The sequence below is a fragment of the Ruegeria sp. SAZA006 genome, from assembly GCF_059613465.1.
In genome coordinates, this window is record NZ_JBXWSO010000014.1 from 178,543 (window position 1) to 198,886 (window position 20,344).

Consider the following 20,344-nt stretch of genomic DNA (forward strand, 5'->3'; position numbering starts at 1 on the left):
CCTCCAGCGTCCAAAACCGACCTCATGCCATCGGATACCATGAAAAGCCTGACTTGGGCTCTTCATCTGACACCAAACATCCCAGCGAGCGATGCCCGAGGCTGCAGGCATCGCGCACAAGGGGACAGAAGGCCCCCCAAAGTCACAGTTCAGGCGCGCACCTCGCGGATCAGGCGCAGAATATCCTGCGCCGCCTCGGGGATGTTGGTCCCCGGCCCGAAGATGGCCTTGACCCCATGATCGTACAGGAACTGATAATCCTGCTGGGGGATGACGCCACCGCAAATCACGATGATATCCTCGGCTCCGGCTTTCTTCAGTTCTTCCACCAGTTGCGGTGCCAGCGTCTTGTGGCCCGCCGCCTGGCTGGAAATGCCAACAACATGCACGTCGTTGTCGATCGCGTCCTGCGCGGCCTCGGCCGGGGTCTGGAACAGCGGGCCGACGTCCACGTCGAAACCGATGTCGGCGAAGGCGGTGGCGATCACCTTGGCCCCGCGGTCGTGGCCGTCCTGACCCATCTTCACCACCAGAAGACGCGGGCGGCGGCCCTCTTCCTCGGCGAATTCCTCGATCGATTTCTGGATGGCGGCAAAGCCCTCGTCACCTTCGTAAGCTGCGCCATAGACACCAGCCAGCGTTTTCACTTCGGCCCGATGACGGCCGAATTCCTTTTCCATTGCCATGCTGATCTCTCCTACGGTTGCGCGAGCACGCGCGGCCTCGACGGCGGCTTCCAGCAGGTTGCCCCCCTCTTTCGCGCGCCGGGTCAGTTCGTCCAACGCAGCCTGACAGGATGCCTCGTCCCGGGTCGCGCGGATGCGCTCCAGCCGGGCGATCTGCGCCTCGCGGACGGCCTGGTTGTCGACCTCGAGGATTTCGATCGGGTCTTCCTTTTCCTTGCGGTATTTGTTGACGCCAACGATAACTTCTTCGCCACGGTCGATCATGGCCTGACGGCGCGCGGCGCTTTCCTCAATCCGCAGCTTGGGCATGCCGCTGGCAACCGCCTTGGTCATGCCGCCCATTTCCTCGACCTCTTCCATCAGGGCCCAGGCTTTTTCGACCAGCTCATTGGTCAGGCTTTCCACATAGTAGGAGCCAGCCAACGGATCGACCACATCGGTAACGCCGGTTTCTTCCTGCAATACCAACTGTGTATTCCGGGCAATGCGGGCCGAGAAATCGGTGGGCAGAGCAATCGCCTCGTCCAGCGCGTTGGTATGCAGCGACTGTGTACCGCCCAGCACCGCGCTCATTGCCTCATATGCCGTGCGGATCACGTTGTTGTAGGGGTCCTGTTCCTGCAACGACACGCCCGAAGTCTGGCAGTGGGTGCGCAGCATCTTCGAGCGGTCCGACTTGGCCCCGAATTCGGTCATCACCCGGTGCCACAGCGTACGCGCGGCGCGCAGCTTGGCGATCTCCATGAAAAAGTTCATGCCTATGGCAAAGAAGAACGACAGACGTCCAGCGAACTTGTCCACGTCCATTCCCGCGTCGATGGCTGCGCGCACATATTCGCGCCCGTCGGCCAGGGTATAGGCCAGTTCCTGCACCAGGTTCGCCCCGGCCTCTTGCATGTGGTAGCCCGAGATCGAGATCGAGTTGAACTTGGGCATCTCGTTCGAGGTATATTCGATGATGTCCGAGATGATCCGCATGGAAGGATCGGGCGGGTAGATATAGGTGTTGCGCACCATGAACTCTTTCAGAATGTCGTTCTGAATGGTGCCCGCCAGAACCGACTTGTCGTGGCCCTGCTCTTCGCCGGTTACGATGAAATTGGCCAGAATCGGAATCACCGCACCGTTCATCGTCATCGAGACCGAGACCTGATCCAGCGGGATGCCGTCGAACAGGATCTTCATGTCCTCGACGCTGTCGATGGCCACACCGGCCTTACCCACATCACCCACCACGCGCGGGTGGTCGCTGTCATAGCCGCGGTGCGTGGCCAGATCGAACGCGACCGAAACGCCCTGCTGACCGGCCGCGAGGTTGCGGCGGTAGAAGGCATTCGATTCTTCAGCCGTGGAAAACCCCGCATACTGGCGGATGGTCCACGGACGCCCTGCATACATGGTTGCCTTCACACCGCGTGTGAACGGCCCGAAGCCGGGCAACGACCCAATATGCGGCAGGTTCTCGATGTCGTCCTGCGTGTACAGCGGCTTGACCTCGATCCCCTCCAGCGTCGTCTTGGAGAGGTCTTCGACAGGGCGCCCACGCAGCTCCTTTTCGGCCAGGGCGCGCCAATCCTTCGTGTTGGTCATAGCGTAATCCTCTTGTCTGTTCCCGTCGCGGGCCCGCATGGCACGCCGAGGGGCTGGGTATGTGTATGAAGGGGCCGACCAGACGCACGGCAGATCCGATCATTCATTTTTTTGATAGTCGCACGCATTTCGGCGGTCGCATTCGCGGCAACTGGGTCTATATTCAAAGGAACAGGAGACCACATGACCCGCACGCTTGCCCTTGTTTTGTCAGCTTTTTTGCCTGTGGCCGCCGTCGCCGCCGACGGTGCGGCCCCGGATGAAACCGCGTATATCCGGCCAGCCGGAGACAGCGATCTGAACGAGTTTCTGTGGACACACCGCCCCATAGTAGTGTTCGCCGATACGCCAGCCGACCCCAGGTTCCAACAGCAGATCGACATGTTGCTGGAGGGCGAAGACATGATGCGTGACCGGGACGTCATCGTTCTGACCGACACCGACCCTTCGGCGCGCTCCCCGATCCGGACGCAACTGCGCCCGCGCGGGTTCGCGATGGTCTTCGTCGACAAGGACGGGGTGGTGAAACTGCGCAAACCCACGCCGTGGAGCGTGCGCGAGATCAGCCGGTCCATCGACAAGACCCCCCTGCGCGAGCGCGAAGTCCGCGAGCGGCGCTGACGACCGCAATCCGCCCGGCGGAGGGGGTCTGCTACGCCCGCATCATCTGCACCGACGGTGCAGATGGCGGCAACACGGGCAAAACTCACATTTTCCGAGCAAGCGCACATGGGCGTTATTCGAACTCCATGATCACGTCATCGACGGCGAGGCTGTCGCCCGGACCGGCGTTGATCTTGGAGACAACGCCTCGGCGCTCGGCACGCAGGATGTTCTCCATCTTCATCGCCTCGACCGTGCACAGCGCCTGACCTTCCTGCACCTCTTGGCCGACCTCGACATCGATCTTCACGATCAGACCCGGCATCGGGCACAGCAGCATCTTCGAGGTGTCTGGGGGGAGTTTCTCGGGCATCAGCTTGGCCAGTTCGGCAGCGCGCGGCCGGCGCACATGCACCTTCATATCCGCCCCCCGGTTACGGATGCGGAACCCGCCCGAGATCTTGCCGACCTTCAGCACAAGCGGGCTGCCGACCACGTCCAGAACAGCCAACTGGTCACCTGGCGTCCAGTCCGAGCTGACGCGCAGGGCGGATCCGTCCTCGAACTTGACCGTGGCACCGTCGCGGTCTGCGTTCACCTGCACCGCATATTCCTGCCCCTGCAGCGTGACCACCCAACGCTTGCCGACTTTTCGCTCGTGATTGTCCATCCGGCCCGACACACGGGTGCGGCGGATCTCGGCCACCCTGTGCATCGCCGCGCACGAGGCTGCGATGCGGCGCAGGTCGCCTTCGGGCAGTTCGACACCGTTGAACCCATCGGGATATTCCTCGGCGATGAAGGCGGTGGTCATATCACCACTGACGAATTTCGGATGATCCATCACCGCCGACAGGAACGGCAGGTTGTGGCCGATGCCTTCGACCTCGAAACTGTCCAGCGCCACGCGCATCGCTTCGATCGCCTGTTCGCGGGTCGGCGCCCAGGTGCACAGCTTGGCGATCATCGGGTCGTAGTACATGCTGATCTCGCCGCCTTCATAGACGCCGGTATCGTTGCGCACGGCTGTCTCGCCACTAGGCGCATCGCCCTGCCATTTGCCGTTTTCCAGCAGCGGCCCCGCGGCCACCTCCTGCGGCGGACGATAGCGGGTCAGCCGCCCGATTGAGGGCAGGAAGTTGCGATAAGGATCCTCGGCATACAGCCGGTTCTCGATCGCCCAGCCGGTCAGCTTTACGTCGTCCTGGGTGATCGACAGCGGCTCGCCTGCGGCGACGCGGATCATCTGTTCGACCAGATCGACACCGGTGATCAGCTCGGTCACCGGGTGTTCCACCTGGAGGCGGGTGTTCATTTCCAGGAAGTAGAAATTCTTGTCGCCATCCACGATGAATTCCACCGTGCCCGCGCTGGCATAGCCCACGGCCTTGGCCAGCGCCACGGCCTGTTCGCCCATCGCGCGGCGGGTCGCCTCGTCGAGGAAGGGCGACGGGGCCTCTTCCACCACTTTCTGGTTGCGGCGCTGGATCGAGCATTCCCGCTCGCCCAGGTAGATGCCGTTGCCATGCGTGTCGCACAGAACCTGAATCTCGATGTGGCGCGGTTGCGTCACGAATTTCTCGATGAAGATCCGGTCATCCCCGAACGAATTCGCTGCCTCGTTCTTCGAGCTTTGAAAACCCTCGCGCGCCTCCTCGTCGTTCCAGGCGATGCGCATGCCTTTGCCGCCCCCGCCGGCGCTGGCCTTGATCATCACCGGATAGCCGATCTGCTGGCTGATCTTCACCGCCTCGTCCGCATCCTCGATCAGGCCCATGTATCCGGGAACGGTGCTGACATCGGCCTCCTGCGCGATCTTCTTCGAGGTGATCTTGTCACCCATGGCTTCGATCGCCCCTTTCGGGGGGCCCACGAACACGACGCCTTCGGCCTCAAGCGCTTCGGCGAATTTCGCGTTTTCGGACAGGAAGCCATAGCCCGGATGCACCGCCTGCGCGCCCGTCTGGCGGATGGCGTCCATCACCTTGTCGATCACGATATAGGACTGGTTCGCCGGCGGGGGGCCGATGTGAACAGCCTCGTCGGCCATTTCCACATGCAACGCGTGCTTGTCGGCATCCGAGTAGATGGCGACAGTACCGATTCCCATTTTCCGAGCGGTCTTGATGACCCGGCAGGCAATCTCGCCTCGGTTGGCGATCAGGATCTTGTTGAACATGGAACGTCCTCTGTCTTTGTGTTCTGGACAAACGAGAACGCCGCTGCCGGGCTGATGCCCCGCAACGGCGTTCCGTCAAGTGATGACCGGGACGGCGCGCGCCCCGGAAAACCGGTATCAGTTACAGTTGTTTTGCGTCTTGCAATATAGCACGTTGCCGGCTGCGCCGACCGCAGCCCCAAGGATCGGGTCCGCGCTGAGAACCGCAGCTCCGACAGCCCCGACACCGCCGCCAAGCAGCGCCTGTTCGCCGGTTGAATCACCGCAGGCTGCCAACCCGCCACAGGTTGCGAGCGCAAGGAAAACTCGTGAGATTCGCATGTATACTGCCCCTTTTGGTTTCTTGTCGAATTGAACAGCAAATGCCTGAACCGGGCTTTGTTATTCAATATCAAACGGGGTGAAACACGGCTTTGCGCAGGTTTTTGCCGCCTTGGGTCCGCAGTTCGGGCAAAGAAAAGCGCGGGCAGGTCTGTGTTGGAAACACGGTCCTGCCCGCGGAAGGAAGGGGTACGGAATAGTAGGTGCATGTGCGACGCAGGCAAAGTCGAGCCGCACGGCCCGTTCACCTTGCACAGCAAAAATGCGGCCGCCAACGGATCAATTGCACGGCCGGAAATTCCGGCTGGAAATTGCCCATTCCCGGAAACGGCGCGCAGGTTCGTGCCGAAAGAGCCCGGTTTGCAACGGGTTCCGGCACAGACTTCAGCCATCACTGGGCGCCGACTGGACCGCATATCCGGTCGCCGCCGGATCGCGCTCCAAGCAGATGAACCCATGATATTTGGCTGAAGGCTCATGCCGAACTATGCCTCCTCACCGAAGATATCGGGGAAGGATTGCCGCGCGGTCTCAACGTCGATCATCAGCCACGCATCATAGCTGGCCGGATCGAACGGATCCTCGGCCGGCACGACCTCGCGCCCAAACAGCCAGCTGAGGCGGCCAGCGTCCAAATTTCCGCGTTCAAAAGGCTGATCCCCGAAATGCTCCCACAAAGCTTCGAGGAATGCCGTATCGGCACGCTTGTCCGCGGCTTTTCGGTCCCGATAGCGTTCACGGCGGGTCAATGGCGTCACGCCCTTGGGGTTGGCCCGGCGGATCGTGAACTGGAAATCGGTTCCCGGCAGCCGTCCCGGGAATCCACGGTGCTTCAACATGCTGGCACCTCGTTCAAAAAACCGGTCCGCGACGGGCACCCGCGCAGGGATGAATGTGTCATGCGTATCTCCAAAGCCGCATCAGTTTCTCGGAATGCTCCGACGACATGAGATCGGGAAATCATGTTCAGAGTCCCTCCCAGATACATGCGGATTGGTCCAACCGGTAGGCTTCAAAATACTGCGTCGCGTCCGGAGACGAGTTGCCGAATTCCACCGGGCGGTCGGACAGCGAGATCACGACCCGCGCCGGGCTGAGTTGATGGTGCTCAACATAAGGAATGGCCAGAGTCTGACACAGGTGCTCCATGTCGGTCGCGGCCACGTCATAGCCGATACCGCCCACCTCATCGCCGATCTTGGGCGCGACAAACCGAAACCGCAGCCAGAGTTCGCCCGGGTTGGTATCGACCAGAACATCCTCAAGTGTCACCGGCTGGCCGGATGGAACCGGCAACAGGTTCCCGTCCTGCGCGATACCGGGCGATCCAAAACACATGAAAGCCAGAACAAGAGCGCGACCCCGGACCCGCCATAGGCAGGCTCCTCCTTCCGGGGTCGCAGGCGCCAGGATCATCTCCTGCGCTGTTCCGTATCTGGTGGCTGGGATCATGAAACGGTTTTGTGTCAGCGGTCAATCGGGAACATTCGTGGATCGAACCGGGGCAAAGCGCCCCGGCGGATTACAGCGGAATGTTGTCGTGTTTCTTCCAAGGGTTCTTCAGCTGCTTGTTGCGCAGGCTGGCAAAGGCCCGCGACACACGGCGGCGCGTCGAGTGCGGCATGATCACCTCGTCGATGAAGCCGCGTTCGGCGGCGACAAACGGGTTGGCGAACCGATCCTCATAGTCCTGAGTGTGCTTCGCGATCTTGTCCGGGTCTCCCAGATCGGCGCGGTGGATGATTTCGGTTGCACCCTTCGCGCCCATCACCGCGATTTCGGCGGTTGGCCAGGCATAGTTGAAATCACCGCGCAGGTGCTTTGACGCCATGACGTCATAGGCGCCGCCGTAAGCCTTGCGGGTGATCACGGTCACCTTGGGCACAGTCGCTTCGCCATAGGCAAACAACAGTTTGGCGCCATGTTTGATGACACCGCCATATTCCTGGCTGGTGCCGGGCAAAAAGCCGGGAACGTCCACCAGGGTCAGGATCGGAATCTCAAAACAGTCGCAGAACCGTACAAACCGTGCGGCCTTGCGGCTGCTGTCAATGTCCAGACACCCCGCCAGAACCATCGGCTGGTTTGCCACCACGCCGACGGTCTGCCCCTCAAGTCGGATGAAGCCAGTGATGATGTTCTTCGCGAAATCCTCCTGGATTTCATAGAAATCACCCTCATCGGCTACCTTGGTGATCAGTTCCTTCATGTCGTAGGGGGTGTTGGGGTTTTCCGGGACCAGCGTGTCCAGAGAAGTCTCGATCCGCCCCGGCTCGTCAAAGAACGGGCGCACGGGCGGCTTTTCCCGGTTGTTGAGCGGCAGGAAGTCGACCAGCCGCCGCACCTCGGCCAGCGCCTCGACATCGTTTTCGAAGGCACCGTCGGCCACGCTGGACTTCTTGGTATGGGTCGACGCACCGCCCAGCTCCTCGGCGGTGACGACCTCGTTGGTGACGGTCTTCACAACATCCGGGCCAGTCACGAACATGTACGAGGTGTCTTTGACCATGAAGATGAAGTCGGTCATCGCCGGGCTGTAGACTGCGCCACCGGCACACGGGCCCATGATCACCGAAATCTGCGGCACCACACCCGAGGCCATGATGTTGCGCTGGAACACCTCGGCATAGCCCGCCAGCGAGGCGACACCTTCCTGGATTCGCGCACCACCCGAGTCGTTGATGCCGATTACAGGCGCGCCGTTCTGCATGGCCATATCCATGATCTTGCAGATCTTCTGTGCATGGGTTTCCGACAGAGAGCCGCCAAACACGGTAAAGTCCTGGCTGAACACATAAACCATGCGGCCATTGATCGTGCCCCATCCGGTCACGACACCGTCGCCAGCAGGTTTCTGTTTTTCCATGCCGAAATCGGTGCAGCGATGGCTCACGAACATGTCGAACTCTTCAAAGCTGCCCTCATCGACCAGCAGTTCGATCCGCTCGCGCGCCGTCAGCTTGCCCCGCGCATGCTGCGCATCGATCCGTTTTTGCCCGCCACCCAGGCGCGCGTCCTCACGGCGGTTCTCAAGCTCGGCAAGGATGTCCTTCATCACGATTTTCCCCTGTCAAATTTGTGGCGACAATATAGATTGCTCCGCATCACCCAAAGGCCTTTTCGGCAAATTTGCAAATTTTTGGCAATTACATTTCTGAGAATTGCAAATCAGTTAATGTTTGTGCATCGGCATGGCCTTTCCCGAATACCGGAATTATGAGTGAACCATGCAGTTCAGTTCCACGTCTACGCACCGCTCTCCACCCAAGCTGCTAACGCTTGTCCTGCTGTCGGGACTGTCGGCGCTCAGCATGAACCTGTTCCTTCCCAGCCTGCCTTTCATGGCAGCCTATTTTGAGGCCGACTACAAGGTCATGCAGCTTTCGATTGCGTTGTATCTGCTGATCAACGCCGTTCTGCAGATTCTGATCGGTCCGATCGCCGACAAGGCCGGGCGGCGGCCGGTGTTGCTGTGGGGGCTGGTGCTGTTTCTGCTGGCAACGCTGGGGTGCATCTACGCCCCCAACGTCGAGACATTTCTTGCCTTTCGCATGGGGCAGGCCGTTATCGTCGTGGGGATCGTCCTCAGCCGCGCAGCGGTGCGCGACATGTATGACCAGGATCAGGCCGCATCCATGATCGGTTATGTCACCATGGGCATGGCCGTCGTGCCGATGATCGGACCGGCCATCGGGGGTATTCTGGAGGAAAGCTTTGGCTGGAAGGCCAATTTCTGGCTGCCTTTCGGACTGGCCGCCTTCGCGCTGGCGCTGACCTATCATGACTTCGGAGAAACCTCGGCCAAGAGCGGCAAAACCCTGATCCAACAGTTTCGAGAGTATCCAGAGCTGCTGACCTCTCCGCGGTTCTGGGGGTATTCGCTGTCATCCGCGTTGTCGTCTGGCGCGTTCTTCGCCTATCTGGGTGGCGCGCCTTTCATCGGCACCGAGATCTTTGGCCTAACCGCCGCCGAAGTCGGAATCTATTTCGGCGCCCCTGCCGTCGGTTACTTCTTCGGAAACTTCATCAGCGGCCGGTACTCGGTGCGTTATGGCGTCAACCGGATGGTGCGCTGGGGCTGCTGGCTGAACGCAATCGGCGTCGCGTTGTCCGCGGTTCTGTTTCTGGCGGGTTGGGGCTCGGCGCTCAGCTTTTTCGGGTTCATGACATTCGTCGGCTTGGGCAACGGTATGTCGATCCCGAATGCAACCGCCGGATCGCTGTCCGTGCGACCACATCTGGCTGCGACCGCATCCGGGCTAAGCGGCGCGATCATGCTGGGCGGCGGCGCAGCTCTCAGCGCCCTGGCCGGTGCGATGCTGACCAATGAAACCGGCGCCATGCCGCTGTTGTGGTTGATGTTGGCCACATCGGTTCTGGCCATCGTCGCGATCAGCAGCGTGATCTGGCGGGAACGTCAACTCGGCATCTAGCCACCTTGCACAAGGCACTTTGCAAAGTTAGCCTGCGCAGGCGGAATAACTGCAAAGAAAACCCGATGGCCACTCAGAAACTCTACGCAGGTGCAAAGCTGCGCGAAATGCGGACGCGTCTGACGCTGACGCAAAAGGAATTTGCCGCCAAGCTGGGTGTTTCCCTGCCCTATCTGAACCAGATGGAGAACAACAACCGGCCGATCTCGACCACGGTTGTTCTGGCGCTGGCGCAGGAATTCGGCATGGATGTAACCGAGCTGAGCACCGGCGATAGCGAGCGTCTGGTCTCGGACATGCGCGAGGCGCTGGCCGATCCTGTCTTCGCGGATGCCATCCCCCCTCTGGCGGACCTGCGGCTAACGGCGTCCAATGCCCCCGCATTAGCGCGGTCCTTCATCGAGCTGCACAAAGCCTACCGTCAGACCCACGAAAGACTCGCCTCGCTGGACGAGGCCCTCGGACGCGAGGATGCCCGCATCCAGGCCAGCCCGTGGGAAGAGGTGCGCGATTTCTTTCACTACTGCGACAACTACATCGACGCGGTCGACCGGGCCGCTGAGCGGTTCGCCGCCCGCGCCGAAGGACCGGGAGGCATCCGACAGGCAGCACTGGACAGCCTGAAGGAACGCGGGGTTCAGGTGATGTTCGAAGACATTCCGGCCCTGCGCAGCTATGACAACGCTGCAAAAACTTTGCGACTGTCCTCGCGCGCTGCGCCGCAGACCCAAGTGTTTCAACTGCTGCTGCAGGTCGCGCTGATCAGCCAGGACAAACTGCTCGAGGCCACGCTGGACTTTGCCAAGTTTCAAAGCGACGAAGCCCGCTCGATCGCCAAGATCGGCCTCGCAAACTATTTCGCTGGCGCGTCCCTGATGCCCTACACCGCCTTTCTGTCAGCGGCCCAGGAGGACCGGCACGATCTTGAACTGCTGAGCAACCGGTTCGGAGCTTCGATCGAACAAGTCGCCCACCGGTTGTCCACGCTGCAGCGACCGGGCGCCAAGGGCATCCCGTTCTTCTTTGTGCGGGTCGATCAGGCGGGCACGATCACCAAACGCCATTCGGCCACGCGGCTGCAATTTGCGCGGTTCGGCGGGGCCTGCCCGCTTTGGAACGTGCACCGGGCCTTTGAAACGCCTGGTCATTTCCTGCTGCAATTGGCGGAAACACCCGACGGGGTTCGGTATATCTCGATCGCGCGCGACGTTTCAAAGTCTGGCGGGTCCTTCGGTGCGCCAGTGCGCCGCTATGCCATCGCCCTCGGGTGCGAGGTCCGGCACGCCGAAGCACTGGTCTATGCCGACAATCTGGACATCAACAACACCAGCGCCTACGAACCGATCGGGATTTCCTGCCGCATCTGCGAACGCCAGACCTGCCACCAACGGTCCGTGCCACCGCTGGAGCGCCGACTGAAGATCGACGCCCATACGCGCGGCACGCTGCCCTACGAAGTCAACTGAGCTGAAAAACGGAAAGGGCAGGATCAGATCCTGCCCCCTTTTTTGGTTCACGCTTTGCTCAGGATCGACCAGATCTGATCCTTGAGCGCGGCCCGCTTTTTGCGCAGTTCGCCCTCGGCCAGGTCTTCCATCGGCTCAACATTGGTTTCCGCCCGATGCACCATACGGTTGAGTTCGTGATATTCGTCCGCAAGCCGGGCGAAATGGGCATCGGTCTGCTTGAGCTGGCTCATCAGTTCAACCTTGTCCGGGAATTCCTCGGCCAGTTCATGCGGGGTATGGGACATTCCTGCTCGCTCCTTCAGTTTGGTTTCGCACTACAGCTAGACCCTAATACCAAAGCTGACTTTGACTCGGATCAATTGAAAGGGGAATGTTTCCTTCGCGGTCGCGTTCCCCCCCCCGGCAATGCCTTCAACGCTGTGCCTCAGCCCATTTGGGGTGAATCCATGGTCGGCCATTGGCCCCGGGCAGCGGGTCTTTGCCCAGCAAATGATCCGACATCTTTTCGCCCACCATGATCGACGGCGCGTTCAGGTTGCCGTTGGTGATCTGCGGGAACACCGAGCTGTCCGCCACGCGCAGCCCATCCACCCCGATGACTCGGCCCTGCGGGTCGACGACCGCGTTCGGGTCGTCCGCCCGCCCCATCCGGCAGGTGCCGCAGGGATGATAGGCGCTCTCGGCATGTTCGGCGATGAACCCGTTCAGTTCTTCGTCGGTCTGCACGTCAGCGCCGGGCTGGATCTCCTTGCCCGCATAGGGCTTGAACGCGTCCTGGCCGAAAATCTCACGGGTCAGGCGGATGCAGGTGCGGAAATCCTCCCAGTCCTGCTCGGTACTCATGTAGTTGAAGCGGATCACCGGCGCGTCCTCGGGCTTGGCAGAGCGCAGCGTCACAGCCCCGCGCGAGGGGGAGCGCATCGGCCCCACATGCGCCTGGAAGCCGTGCCCCTCGGCTGCGGCCTTGCCGTCATAGCGCACAGCGATGGGCAGGAAGTGGTACTGGATATCCGGGTACTCGACCCCCGGCTTCGACCGGATGAACGCCGCGCTTTCAAACTGGTTCGACGCGCCAAGGCCGGTCTTGGTGAACAGCCACTGCGCCCCGATCAGGCCCTTGCCGAACAGGTTCCAGTATTTGTACAGCGTGATCGGCTGCAGCGAGGCCTGCTGGATATACAGTTCCAGGTGATCCTGCAGGTTCGCGCCCACGCCGGGCCGGTCGGCGACCACGTCGATGCCGTGCTCGGCCAGATGCGCGGCGGGTCCGATCCCCGACAACATCAGAAGCTTGGGCGAGTTGATCGAAGAGGCCGCCAGCACCACCTCGCGCCGGGCGCGCACGATCTGCGTTCGGCCACCACGGATCAGTTCGACCCCGGTTGCGCGGCCCTCCTCGATCACCACGCGCGTGGCAAGGCCCCGTACGATATCGCAGTTCGGGCGTTTCAGCGCGGGCTTCAGATAGGCATTGGCCGCCGACCAGCGCCGCCCTTTCCAGACGGTCTGCTCCATCGGGCCGAAGCCTTCCTGTTTCTCGCCGTTGTAGTCATCGGTCAGCTCGTAGCCGGCCTGCCGCCCGGCCTCGACGAAGGCCTTGAACAGAGGGTTCTTGCGCGGCCCCCGCGACACATGCAGCGGGCCGTTGGTACCGCGCCATTTGGGGTCACCACCATGGCCGCCGTCGTGCCAGCTTTCCATCCGTTTGAAATAGGGCAGAACATCCGCAAAGGACCAGCCATCCGCGCCCATATCGGCCCAGGTGTCAAAGTCGCGCGCATGGCCGCGCACATAGACCATCCCATTGATCGAGGACGACCCTCCGATCACCTTTCCGCGCGGGCAGGCCAGCCGCCGGTTGTTCAGGTGGGGTTCGGGCTCGGACTGATAGCCCCAGTCATAGATCGGCATGTTCATCGGATAACTCAGCGCCGCCGGCATCTGGATGAACGGCCCTGCATCGGTGCCGCCATGCTCGATCACCAAAACCGAGGCCCCCGCTTCGCTCAGACGATAGGCCATCGCACATCCGGCGGATCCGGCGCCGACGATGACGAAATCTGCTTCCATGGTCGTGTCTCCATTGGCCCCGACCGGTGGCGCGGGATGTCCCGTGCGTTGCCACCGGTGGGCGTATCTTCAAAATGTGAAAGAGGTCATTCGCCGCGCGGGAAGCGCTGGTTTTCCTCGAGGTTGTCCAGATTCATGTGGTTGCGCATGTAGCGCTCAGACGCTTGCTGCAGCGGCTGATAATCCCACGGGTAATAGCCGCCCTGCCGCAGCGCCTCGTACACGACCCAGCGCCGCGCCTGGCTGGCGCGCACCTCAGCGTCGAACCGGTCCAGATCCCAGCGCGCCTCGGACTTGGCGCGCAGGGTTTGCAGCGTGCCGGCGTGCTCGGGCTTGTCGGCCAGGTTCTCCAACTCGTGCGGGTCGGCCTCGAGGTCGAACAGCTGATCGGGGTCCAGCGCGCAGCGGTTGTATTTCCACTTGCCATAGCGCATCGACACCAAGGGCGCATAAGACGCCTCGGCCGCGTATTCCATCAGAGCCGGCGCGGTGCGCTCGGTGCCGTTGGCCAGCGGCACAAGGTCCTGCCCGTCCGTCCATGGGGCAATCTCCGACATGTCGATACCCGCCAGCGCGCCCAGCGTCGGGGTCACGTCGATGGTCGAAACCGGGGTGTCGATGCGACCCGTCGGCAGGTCCGGCGCCGAGATCATAAGCGGCACTCGGGCCGAGCCTTCGTAGAAGTTCATTTTGAACCAAAGGCCCCGCTCGCCCAGCATGTCTCCGTGGTCGGAGACGAAGAGGATGATCGCCTCTTGCCGGGTGGTTTCCAGCACGTCGAGGATCTCGCCGATCTTGTCGTCCAGGTACGAGATATTGGCGAAATAGGCCCGGCGCGAGCGACGGATGTCTTCTTCGGTGATGTCAAAACTGCGCCAGTCATTGGCGTCGAAGATGCGCTGGGAATGTGGATCCTGGTTGTCATAGCCCAGATCGCCGACCTCGGGCAGTAGGTGCTCGCATTCCTCGTACAGGTCCCAGAATTTGCGCCGTGCAACATAGGGATCGTGCGGGTGGGTAAAGCTGACGGTCACGCACCACGGGCGGTCGTCCTTGCCACGGGCCAGATCATACAGCTTGGCCTTGGCGTGATAGGCGACCTCGTCGTCATACTCCATCTGGTTGGTGATCTCGGCCACGCCGGCCCCGGTGACCGAGCCCATGTTGTGATACCACCAGTCGATGCGCTCGCCCGGCTTGCGATAGTCCGGGGTCCAGCCGAAATCAGCTGGGTAGATGTCGGTGGTCAGGCGGTCCTCGAACCCGTGCAGCTGATCGGGGCCGACGAAGTGCATCTTGCCCGACAGGCAGGTGTAGTAGCCCGCGCGGCGCAGGTGATGGGCGTAAGTGGGGATGTCGCTGCGGAACTCGGCCGCGTTGTCATAGACCCCCGTGCGCGAGGGCAACTGGCCCGACATGAAGCTGGCTCGCCCCGGCGCACATAGCGGCGAGGCCGTGTAGGCATTGGCAAACCGCGTTGACCGCTCCGCCAGTTTCCGCAGGTTGGGCGCGTGCAGCCACTCGGCGGGACCGTCGGGAAAGAGGGTACCGTTGAGCTGATCCACCATCAGGATCAGAATGTTGGGTTGTGTCATTTTTCGGCCTCGAGCAGGGTCGTCAGGACGCGCATGGCGTGGGTAACCGCCAGTTGCGGTTCCTCGGGCGCAGACAGAGCGGCGCGGATATACAGACCGTCGATCAGGGCAATCATGTTCTCGGCCGCTTCGACCGGGTCCTTCATCAGCGGGCGCAAAGCGTGGATCAGGTTCGACCGGATCCGCGCCTGATAAATCTGCCACAGACGCAGCGCGTCATCGTTGGTCTGGGCCAGAACGTAAAAGGTCATCCACGCGGCGATCACGTCGGGCGTAAAGCAGGACGGCGCGAAACAGGCGCGGATGATGGCCTGGGCACGCTGGTCCGGTGCCGCGGCCTTCAGTTCGGTTCGGGCTTCGGCGCCAAAATCGCCAAGGATGCGCCGCATCGCCGCCAGAAAGATCTGGTCTTTCCCCCCGAAGTAATGATGCGCGAGGGCGCTGGACATGCCGGCCCGCTTGGCGATCTGACTGACGGTTACATCGAGGGACTTCTTGGACCCCAACTCGGCAATCGTCGCCCTGACGATCGCATCGCGCCGGATCGGCTCCATTCCGAGTTTTGGCATAACCGCCCCCAAACCTAGTCTCAACAGGACAAACGCTAAGGGCTTTTTATTGACTCGTCAATCAATAACGTTGCCCTTGGGGGCTCCGAGGCTTTTACAGCTTGGGGGCAAGGCTTGGAGGGGTCAAGCCACTGCGGTTCAGGACGGCCTCGCGCCAGGTTATGAAACTGACCGCTGCGAGGATCAGCGTCCCCCCGGCCACGACCCAGATATCGATGCCTTCTTGAAACACGAGCGCGCCCAGAAGCGTGGCCCAGATCAGCTGCAGGAAGGTGACCGGCTGGGTCACCGCGACAGGTGCAGCCTGCAAAGCCAACGTCATGAAGTAGTGCCCCGCCGTTGCAAAACTGGCGATCATGAACAGCACGCCGATGTCGCGCAGGCTGGGCGGAGTCCAGACGGCGATCGCAAAAGGGATAAGAAACAACGTCGTCCAGATCGACAGATGCGCCACAACAACCGAAGGCCGCACGTCCTGCACCATCGCCTTGGCCAGCAGGTACGACCCCCCCAGCATCAGCGAGGTACCCAGCATCGCCAAGTGCCCGGCCGAAATCTCGCGGAACCCGGGCCGCAGAATGATCACAGCGCCCACGATGGCGACAAGCACGGCCGCGATACGGCGAAAGGCCATCGTCTCGCCCAGAAAAAGCGCGGCGCCCAAGGTCACATAGACCGGCGTCAGGTAGTTCATCGCAGTCACTTCCGCCAACGGGATACGGGTCATCGCAAAGAACCACAACATGACCCCGACGGCGTGTATGGCCCCACGCAATCCAAACAAGGCGATATGCCGGCGGGTCAAATGCGTGGTCAGGATCGCCCGCATGGCTGGCAGCAGAAAGACCAGCCCCAAAGCATACCGCAGGAACGCAGCCTCAATCGGATCCATCGAGGTACCCAGAGATTTGACCAAGGCTGTCATCGCCACAAAGGACAACCCAGCGCTGAACATCCAGAACATTCCGGCAAGCGGGCGGGATTGGGTGGCGATCGTTGTCATGGGTTCGGTTGAACACCGAAACCCGGCGACGAACAAGCCTCTACATTGCGACCAGCTTCCAGGCGATCGCCAACATGACGATACCAATCAGCACATCCAGTACCTGCCATGCCCTGGGTCGGGCAAAAATGGGAGACAGCACCCTGGACCCGTATCCCAGAGAGAAGAAGAAAACGAAACTGGCGGACACGGCGCCGATGGCGAAACCCATCCGGTCTTCATACTGCGCCGAAATCGAGCCGATCAGCACCACCGTGTCCAGATAGACATGCGGATTGAGCCAGGTGAAGGCCAGAACGGTCAGCAAGGCCGCGCGCAGACTTGTACGCTTCGCCTCTCCGACCTCAAGCGCGGCGCCGCCGCGCCAGGCTGACGCCAGACTGCGCAGTCCGTACCACGTCAAGAACAGCGCGCCGCCGTATCGCATCATCGGCTCGAACCACGGCGCCGCAGTTGCCAGGCTGCCGAAGCCCGCGACACCTGCGGCAATCAGAATGGCGTCTGACACGGCGCATGTCAGGCACAACACAAAAACATGCTCGCGCCTGAGCCCTTGCCTGAGGACAAACGCGTTCTGAGCACCGATTGCCAGGATCAAACTGAAGCCAAGCGCAAAGCCGGCGATGACGGATGTAGACATGGACCCTCCTGTTCAGGTCCGTTGACTACGCGACAGATACGCATGTATCAAATTAAAGATAATGAGCCATAATTAGATTCTCTAATGCACTTGGACCCACATCACCTGGCCGCGTTGGCCGCTATTCTGCGGCATGGCAGCTTTGACGCCGCCGCCGCGGAACTGGCGGTAACGCCATCTGCGATTTCGCAACGGATCAAAGCGCTGGAGGATCGGGTCGGCGTATCGTTGATTCACCGCGGCACGCCCTGCACCGGAACCCCGGCTGGCTTGCGGCTTGCCCGCCATGCCGAAGACATCGGCCTGCTTGAGGCGCAACTCAATCGCGAGCTTTCGCTGGAACAGGGCACAGGCCCCACCCGGGTCAGGATCGCGGTTCCGGCGGATGTTCTGTCCACCTGGTTCATAGACGCGATGGCAGCCGTTGATGATATGCTGTTTGACCTTGTGATCGACGATCAGGATCACTCGGCTGAATGGCTGCGGCGCGGGGATGTCAGCGCCGCCATCTCGGTCGGCGGGCAAACCGTCCCGGGATGCGATTCCATTGCCCTCGGCACGCTCAGATACCTGCCGACGGCAAGCCCCGAGTTCATGGCTCGTTGGTTCCCTGGCGGAGTGAATGCTCAGAGTCTGTCGCGGGCACCCTGCCTGACCTTCAACAGGAAGGATGCCCTGCAAAAAGCCTGGATCCATGCGCAAACGGGTAGCCGGCTGTCTCCTCCGACCCACTTCCTGCCCTCGTCTCACGGGTTCGTAGCGGCCGCCGCAGCAGGTTTGGGTTGGGGGATGAACCCCGCGCATCTGGCCCAAAGCGCGATTGCGGATGGCCGTCTGCGCGAGCTTGTGCCCGACACCCCGTTGGATGTGCCTCTGACCTGGCAGGTCGGGCGCATCCTTGCACCGGCGCTTTCACCGTTGACGCGAGCGGTCCGGAAAGTTGCGGCGCAAGTGCTGGCAAACCCGTAACACCATGCTGTGATCGATGGCTCAGGTGACGCCTTCCGCATCCTTCGGCTGCGGCGTGACCAGACGATAGCATGCGATTGCGGACCAGAAACTGCACAAGGTGAGGAAAGCGACGGCCAATGCGACCTCGTTCATATGCGCAACCGCCGCCAACCCCGCCGACCCGACAATCGCCACGAGCCTGCAAATGCTCTTGATCGCGGCTGACGCCTTGACCCGCTGTTCCTTGGGCGCGGTGTCGATGAAATACAGCTTGCGCGCACTGCCGATGCCGGTTGTCGCGACGGTCGCCACGAAAAGGGCGATCGCATGCAGGTGAACGTCGTGGTCAAGATGCAAATAGTGAACCGCAACCAGAACGACGCCTGTCACCCCCACCATCAACGACCCGGCCACCATGACCGCCCGGTGTGATTTCATGTTCACGAGCTGCCACAGGGGCGCGGAGACCAGATAGCCGGTCGCCGACGAAATGATCAACGCCGTCAGCCCCTTGGCCGATCCATGATGCGCCTCGGCTGCGATCAATGCAAAGAACGGCACCGACAGAGAAACCCCGACCAGCGGCAGCCGCATGGTCAGATACCGCCGGAACCAGGCGAATTCGAACATGGCTCGAGCGTCCGACAGGAACTGCCCCGCCGCTCGGCGACCGGTTTGAGGCTGGGGTTGCGACCGCGACAGTTCGGCCAGGGCAAGAATGGATAGTCCGGACAGCACAAAGAACCCGGCAGACACCGCGATCACGGTCGAGTGACGCGAGAATGGCGGGTTGTCCGAAGTCAGATGATGCAGCGTCAATGTCAGGCCGATAGCCCCGAGCCCCCCTGCCCCCAGTTGAAGATAGCTCATCCAGATCCGGGATTTCGAGCGCAGGTGATCCCCCCAAAGGTCAGTGAACATCAGCGCCTGGACCTCTTCGATCATGCCGATTGCAAAGAAGGCTAGGACGAAAGCCGCTGCCACCATGGGCGAGCCCCCGATCGCCGCAACCACGATGGCTGCCAGGAGGCATGCACCAATCGCGACCTCGGTCAGGGCAATGGAGCGTTTCTTTTGCTGTTTCGCGGACACAGGGATCGCAAAGAACATGTCCGAAATCATGTTGCCTGCCTGACGTACGGAAACCAACGCCCCGGCAAGAAACATGGGCATTTCCAGTGAGACCGCCAGAAACGGCAAGACGATCGAAGGGCTGCCCATCGTCCACGCAACCTGGGACAGCACGCTTTGGCTTGCCAGAACCGGCACATTTCGCCGCTCCAATTCCGTGGATTTGCCTGTCATGTCCTGTCGTGCCGGCCCCGACCTGTCTGTCGCAAGGTCTCTGCCAGATCCTTTCTGCGCGGTTCAACCCTAAGGGTATGCGCAGGACCCACATGCGCCAAGGACCAACTGCGACGCAGGCAAAAAAAAGAAACCCGGCCGTGTTCGGCCGGGCTCCTAATGCAACCGAGTGCGGCGCTTAGAGTTGCGCCATCACCTCGTCGGTAGCCTCGAAATTGGTGGTCACGCGCTGAACGTCGTCATCGTCCTCAAGCGCTTCGACCAGCTTCATCAGGCGCTGCATGTCCTCAAGGCCCAGTTCGGTGGTGGTCGTGGGTTTCCACACCAGCTTGGTGGATTCAGATTCACCCAGAGCCGCCTCGAGCGCACTGGACACTTCGTTCAGGTCAGTATCCGCACACCAGATGATATGACCGTCTTCCGAGCTTTCCACATCCTCTGCCCCCGCCTCGATGGCCGCCTCGAAGATCGTGTCGGCATCGCCCGCCGATGCGGGATAAATGACTTCGCCCTTCCGGTCGAACATGAACCCGACCGAGCCGGTCTCGCCCAGATTTCCGCCATTCTTGGAAAAGGTCGAACGCACGTTCGACGCAGTACGGTTGCGGTTGTCGGTCATTGCCTCGACGATCACGGCCACACCGTTGGGACCATAGCCTTCGTACCGGATTTCCTCGTAATCCTCACCGTCGCCCGCCTGGGATTTTTTGATCGCGCGTTCGATCACGTCCTTCGGCACCGAGTTCGACTTGGCCTCTTTGACCGCCAGACGCAAGCGCGGGTTCTTGTCGGGATCGGGGTCGCCCATCTTGGCGGCCACGGTGATCTCTTTCGACAGCTTGGAAAACAGCTTGGACCGCGCGGCGTCCTGGCGCCCCTTGCGGTGCTGGATGTTGGCCCATTTTGAGTGGCCTGCCATGTTGCGTCCTC

At 61.5% G+C, this 20,344-nt stretch carries 18 protein-coding genes; 4 read left to right on the forward strand and 14 right to left on the reverse strand.

The window, feature by feature from the left end; translation table 11 throughout:
- Positions 1-149: 149 nt before the first annotated feature.
- Positions 150-2,315: a methylmalonyl-CoA mutase gene (gene scpA, locus AC2FNZ_RS12985; protein ID WP_496840895.1), complete on the reverse strand. Its 2,166-nt coding sequence runs from the start codon at positions 2,313-2,315 to the stop codon at positions 150-152.
- A 144-nt stretch (positions 2,316-2,459) separates the two neighbouring features.
- On the opposite strand from scpA, the gene AC2FNZ_RS12990 reads away from it, so the two are divergent.
- Entirely contained in the window at positions 2,460-2,897 is a 438-nt protein-coding gene (locus tag AC2FNZ_RS12990) for a DUF4174 domain-containing protein (RefSeq protein WP_170368102.1), read from the forward strand.
- A gap of 115 nt (positions 2,898-3,012) precedes the next feature.
- Here AC2FNZ_RS12990 and AC2FNZ_RS12995 read toward each other — a convergent pair whose 3' ends face one another.
- The 5 genes from AC2FNZ_RS12995 to AC2FNZ_RS13015 form a co-directional block, all read right to left on the reverse strand.
- Positions 3,013-5,058 carry an ATP-binding protein gene (locus tag AC2FNZ_RS12995; protein WP_496840896.1) on the reverse strand — a complete coding sequence of 682 codons (2,046 nt, stop codon included), beginning with the start codon at positions 5,056-5,058 and terminating at the stop codon, positions 3,013-3,015.
- A 117-nt stretch (positions 5,059-5,175) separates the two neighbouring features.
- Positions 5,176-5,379 (reverse strand): hypothetical protein, encoded by a 204-nt coding sequence (locus tag AC2FNZ_RS13000; RefSeq protein ID WP_093964781.1) that lies wholly within the window; start codon positions 5,377-5,379, stop codon positions 5,176-5,178.
- Between the two features lie 485 nt (positions 5,380-5,864).
- Positions 5,865-6,218 (reverse strand): hypothetical protein, encoded by a 354-nt coding sequence (locus tag AC2FNZ_RS13005; protein ID WP_496833927.1) that lies wholly within the window; start codon positions 6,216-6,218, stop codon positions 5,865-5,867.
- A gap of 127 nt (positions 6,219-6,345) precedes the next feature.
- The gene (locus AC2FNZ_RS13010) at positions 6,346-6,831 is read right to left on the reverse strand and encodes a DUF6497 family protein (protein ID WP_170420355.1); all 486 of its coding nucleotides are present in this window, start codon (positions 6,829-6,831) and stop codon (positions 6,346-6,348) included.
- Between the two features lie 70 nt (positions 6,832-6,901).
- Positions 6,902-8,434, reverse strand: coding sequence for an acyl-CoA carboxylase subunit beta (locus AC2FNZ_RS13015; RefSeq protein ID WP_170404584.1), 1,533 nt, complete (start codon positions 8,432-8,434; stop codon positions 6,902-6,904).
- Positions 8,435-8,606: 172 nt separating this feature from the next.
- On the opposite strand from AC2FNZ_RS13015, the gene AC2FNZ_RS13020 reads away from it, so the two are divergent.
- Together AC2FNZ_RS13020 and AC2FNZ_RS13025 are read left to right on the forward strand one after the other, a co-directional pair.
- Complete coding sequence (locus AC2FNZ_RS13020) at positions 8,607-9,812, forward strand: multidrug effflux MFS transporter (protein WP_170340193.1); 1,206 nt, start codon at positions 8,607-8,609, stop codon at positions 9,810-9,812.
- A gap of 65 nt (positions 9,813-9,877) precedes the next feature.
- On the forward strand, positions 9,878-11,278 hold the full coding sequence (locus tag AC2FNZ_RS13025) for a helix-turn-helix domain-containing protein (RefSeq protein WP_496840897.1): 1,401 nt from the start codon (positions 9,878-9,880) through the stop codon (positions 11,276-11,278).
- Positions 11,279-11,325: 47 nt separating this feature from the next.
- Here AC2FNZ_RS13025 and AC2FNZ_RS13030 read toward each other — a convergent pair whose 3' ends face one another.
- From AC2FNZ_RS13030 to AC2FNZ_RS13055, 6 genes are all read right to left on the reverse strand, one after another.
- Positions 11,326-11,565, reverse strand: coding sequence for an HP1242/YdcH family protein (locus AC2FNZ_RS13030; protein WP_093964776.1), 240 nt, complete (start codon positions 11,563-11,565; stop codon positions 11,326-11,328).
- A gap of 127 nt (positions 11,566-11,692) precedes the next feature.
- Positions 11,693-13,351: a choline dehydrogenase gene (gene betA, locus AC2FNZ_RS13035; RefSeq protein WP_093964775.1), complete on the reverse strand. Its 1,659-nt coding sequence runs from the start codon at positions 13,349-13,351 to the stop codon at positions 11,693-11,695.
- Between the two features lie 86 nt (positions 13,352-13,437).
- Positions 13,438-14,946, reverse strand: coding sequence for a choline-sulfatase (gene betC / locus AC2FNZ_RS13040; RefSeq protein WP_496840898.1), 1,509 nt, complete (start codon positions 14,944-14,946; stop codon positions 13,438-13,440).
- On the reverse strand, positions 14,943-15,515 hold the full coding sequence (gene betI, locus AC2FNZ_RS13045; protein WP_170364644.1) for a choline-binding transcriptional repressor BetI: 573 nt from the start codon (positions 15,513-15,515) through the stop codon (positions 14,943-14,945). The genes betC and betI overlap by 4 nt, the downstream gene beginning before the upstream one ends.
- Before the next feature lie 94 nt (positions 15,516-15,609).
- On the reverse strand, positions 15,610-16,518 hold the full coding sequence (locus AC2FNZ_RS13050; RefSeq protein WP_170357230.1) for a DMT family transporter: 909 nt from the start codon (positions 16,516-16,518) through the stop codon (positions 15,610-15,612).
- Positions 16,519-16,558: 40 nt separating this feature from the next.
- Entirely contained in the window at positions 16,559-17,158 is a 600-nt protein-coding gene (locus AC2FNZ_RS13055; RefSeq protein WP_496840899.1) for a LysE/ArgO family amino acid transporter, read from the reverse strand.
- Between the two features lie 84 nt (positions 17,159-17,242).
- Here AC2FNZ_RS13055 and AC2FNZ_RS13060 point away from each other — a divergent pair, with 84 nt between their 5' ends.
- On the forward strand, positions 17,243-18,127 hold the full coding sequence (locus AC2FNZ_RS13060) for a LysR family transcriptional regulator ArgP (RefSeq protein ID WP_496840900.1): 885 nt from the start codon (positions 17,243-17,245) through the stop codon (positions 18,125-18,127).
- Positions 18,128-18,148: 21 nt separating this feature from the next.
- Here the strand turns inward: AC2FNZ_RS13060 and AC2FNZ_RS13065 are convergent, their stop codons facing one another.
- Positions 18,149-19,414 carry a permease gene (locus AC2FNZ_RS13065; protein WP_496840901.1) on the reverse strand — a complete coding sequence of 422 codons (1,266 nt, stop codon included), beginning with the start codon at positions 19,412-19,414 and terminating at the stop codon, positions 18,149-18,151.
- Between the two features lie 178 nt (positions 19,415-19,592).
- Positions 19,593-20,333: a YebC/PmpR family DNA-binding transcriptional regulator gene (locus AC2FNZ_RS13070; RefSeq protein ID WP_170340180.1), complete on the reverse strand. Its 741-nt coding sequence runs from the start codon at positions 20,331-20,333 to the stop codon at positions 19,593-19,595.
- Positions 20,334-20,344: the final 11 nt, after the last annotated feature.